The 2259-nt window shown below is 53.7% G+C and carries 4 protein-coding genes; all 4 read left to right on the top strand.

What is annotated here, in order from left to right; translation table 11 throughout:
• Positions 1 to 514, top strand: a 514-nt coding sequence (locus Q0349_RS08755; RefSeq protein WP_298080479.1) for a DUF2807 domain-containing protein, incomplete at its 5' end; no start/stop codon positions are given.
• Between the two features lie 108 nt (positions 515 to 622).
• Complete coding sequence (locus tag Q0349_RS08750; RefSeq protein WP_298080478.1) at positions 623 to 1216, top strand: hypothetical protein; 594 nt, start codon at positions 623 to 625, stop codon at positions 1214 to 1216.
• The gene (locus Q0349_RS08745; RefSeq protein WP_298080477.1) at positions 1213 to 1785 is read left to right on the top strand and encodes a hypothetical protein; all 573 of its coding nucleotides are present in this window, start codon (positions 1213 to 1215) and stop codon (positions 1783 to 1785) included. The genes Q0349_RS08750 and Q0349_RS08745 overlap by 4 nt, the downstream gene beginning before the upstream one ends.
• Positions 1782 to 2259: toprim domain-containing protein (locus Q0349_RS08740; protein ID WP_298080476.1), on the top strand; the 478-nt coding region annotated here is incomplete at its 3' end. The genes Q0349_RS08745 and Q0349_RS08740, both read left to right, overlap by 4 nt.

Raw genomic sequence — 2259 nt, 5'->3', positions numbered from 1 at the left:
CAACACGGTCATCAGGACGGGGGATGGCACGGTCATGACCGGTAACAGCGGTGTACAGACAGCCGAAATGCCGCCATTCGATTTTGTCCTGCATGGTCCGCGCCTGCCGCGCGTCAATGCCAGTGGTAGGGTTGCCATTGAAGTAGAAGGCAGCGGTTTTACCGGACAGTCCATACAGTGTGAACTCAGTGGCGAAGCGTCTTTTGTCTGCCATGATGCCGCCGATGCACGGATGGTCGAACTGGAGCTCACCGGGAGTAGTTTTGTTGAAATCGGCGGGTCTGCAAATGCGCTACAACTTGAGGTAACTGGCAGTGGCGAGATGGATCTCTCCGCCTGCCGTGCTGAATCGGCGACAGTCAATGTTACAGGCTCGGGGCGGATTGAAGTCAATGTCAGCGAGACGCTGGAGGGGAGCATTACCGGCTCCGGCACGATCATCCATGTGGGTGAGCCGCGTCACAAGCGCATAGATGTGCGTGGTAGCGGCAGGGTGCGCCAGCGTCTGTGCTAACCCTACCCTGGGATAAATCATGACCCGCCTCCTCATCGTCGAGAGGAACACTCGTAAATGCATTATTTTTGCAACACCTCAGCATCATTCAGTCATTAAGGAAATAATATGACCAAACCGGAATCTCCCAAAATTTACCGCATGCCGATGGCCGGCGAATATCTGCACAATCTGCTCTCTACCGTCGATCCGACGTTCCGGCCCGAAGAAGTCCTTATTCTGACTGCGGCGCGTATTGATGCGCTATCAGCGGAAGCGCAAGAAAGATTACTGGCCCTTGCCGGAGAGAGCCTACGTGAGGTAGCGGCCAATATAAGCTATGAAAAACAGACCCTGGCAATTTGCCGGGAAGAACGCTTGCAGCTGCAAGGCACCACAAGGGCGCTAAAGGAACGGAAGGAACTTCTCAAAAACGCCATCGAGGCTTCCCTGCCCGATTTACTGGCTGACGAGCCAGGGGATTTATCCGATCTCTCCGATGATTTTAACAAACGGACCGCTGCATACCTGCGCATTGAGCAGCGGAAAGAAGAAGAACTGCTTGATCTCCAGCTGCATTTGACACAGCTAAAGTGGCTGGTTTTCGCCCTGAAAACCCACCAGAGGCGGATGCAGCCGGATTATCAGGGCACTGAAGAAGAAACGACACTGTCGCTGTCGATACCGTTGCCGACAGAACCATTCACCTGTGAAGATTCATGATGAATACCTTATTGCCTGTTTCAGTCATAATTGCCGGTATTGCAAGCCTCATCCTCAATCTGTTGATAGTGCCTGCCATCCTTAAGCCGATTCGCCACCGCTTAATGATGGATTCGCCGCTATCAGAAGAACCGCCCGATATCAAACGCTACCTTCGCGCCTCGATCATAATCATCCTGTGTGTACCAGTGGTGATTGGTCCCATGCTGTATGTCGTACATGGCGACAACTTTTTGGGCAAACAAGAACGGGAGTGGCAAGCCTATGTAGAGCAACAGCATTGTAAGTTTGTGTCTGAGGAAACCATAGGCAATGCTGTGCCACTGACTACCTGGCAGTGTCATGATGGCCTACATCAGGTCAATGTTGCCGTCCACCAAACGAAACAGGGCATAGCCGTCGGCGGTGATATCACCCTGTTGCGCCGTATTTGTTATGTATTAAGTGCTATTTATCTCTTGGTCGCAGTGGGAGAAATACTCCTGACCATGCGGCAGTATTATCTGTATAAACGGCTGTGGCGACAGATGCGAACCAATCATACAGAAGGGCAGGAAAAACTGTCATGACCCGTCTACTGATCGTGGAATCCCCCAACAAGACCGAAAAAATCCAGCACTATCTTGGCAGTGGCTGGGTGGTCGCCGCCTCATACGGTCATATCCGCGACCTGCCGCCGGGGGAGATGGGCGTTGCACCACCGGATTACCGTCCGCAGTACGTCACTGGCGAGCGCAGCGGCAAGACCATTGCCAAGTTGAAGGCGCTGGCACGTGATGCCGATGAAATCTGGCTGGCGACCGACCCCGACCGCGAGGGCGAAGCGATAGCCTGGCATTTGCAGCAGGTGATTGGCCACGGCAAAACCTGCCGCCGCGTCACCTTCAATGAAATCACCCAAGCCGCCATCGCCCTGCTGAAAAATCCGAATTTGAGCACGGCCGATTTGATGGCATACGTCCCCGCGCCCGATTTTGCCGGCGGCGGACACATCATCACACCCGCCAAAGACGTGCAACAGATATACGAAACCGGAAAAGGCA

Source organism: uncultured Cardiobacterium sp. (assembly GCF_938028185.1).
Taxonomy (GTDB): Bacteria; Pseudomonadota; Gammaproteobacteria; order Cardiobacteriales; family Cardiobacteriaceae; genus Cardiobacterium.
The sequence above is the reverse complement of the archived record's forward strand: the minus strand, read 5'-3'. Positions and strand labels throughout refer to the sequence as shown.